Here is a 695-nt window from a genome sequence, read left to right on the forward strand (position 1 = left end):
CGCGCTGACGTCGTTGGTGATCACCAGGCCGGCGACGTACGACGGCAGGTCCCGCTCCTCGACCACCGTGCCGACGGGCAGGGAGGCCCCCATGACGAGCCCGAGTTCGATCTCGTAGTCGAGGAATTTCACGTGCGACGGCTGGACGACGGCGTCGCCGGGGCCGCTGACCGAGCCGGACGCCTTGCGGAAGAACGCGGGCGGGATGTCGCCCTTGAAGCCCGAATCGCGGGCGTGGCTACGGTAGTTGACCATCTGGGCGACCACCCGGCAGGGCGTGGTCACCGGGGAGAGCGCGACCAGATCGGCGACCGGCGTGCCCGGCTCGCCGGAGGCGGCGGCCCCACGGACGGCGTCCCGATCGGCCAGCAGCTCGGCGGTGGTCACGGCCTTGGTCTCGACGGGGACGGCTCGGTCGCCTCGGACGACCCACCAGCCGTCGGTGGTGCGCAGGACATTGGTGCTCATGTGAGTGCCTTTGTGAGGGATTCGGGTGCGAGAGTTCAGGAGTTGGCGGCCTTGAGCAGGCCGAACAGGCGTGCCGGGTCCATCTCGTTGTCGCCGCGCAGGGCCTCGACGACATCGCGGACCCGCTGTGGGGAGGGGCTCGCGCCGAGGAAGTCACGGGTGGCGGGCGGACCCCACTGGGCCAGACCGCTGGTCGACATCGGCGCCCAGCCGGGCTCGACGTCGCT

1 protein-coding gene and 1 pseudogene are annotated in these 695 nt (G+C 71.2%); both read right to left on the reverse strand.

Going from position 1 to position 695, the window contains the following annotated elements:
- A partial coding sequence (locus ICC28_RS40050; protein ID WP_188293797.1) for a fumarylacetoacetate hydrolase family protein occupies positions 1 to 468 on the reverse strand: 468 nt, incomplete at its 3' end.
- Positions 469 to 503: 35 nt separating this feature from the next.
- Positions 504 to 695 (reverse strand): annotated as a pseudogene (locus ICC28_RS40055) (2,3-dihydroxybiphenyl 1,2-dioxygenase); the annotation flags it as partial.

It is taken from the genome of Streptomyces sp. TRM68416 (assembly GCF_014596915.1).
In the GTDB taxonomy this organism is placed as follows: Bacteria; Actinomycetota; Actinomycetes; order Streptomycetales; family Streptomycetaceae; genus Streptomyces.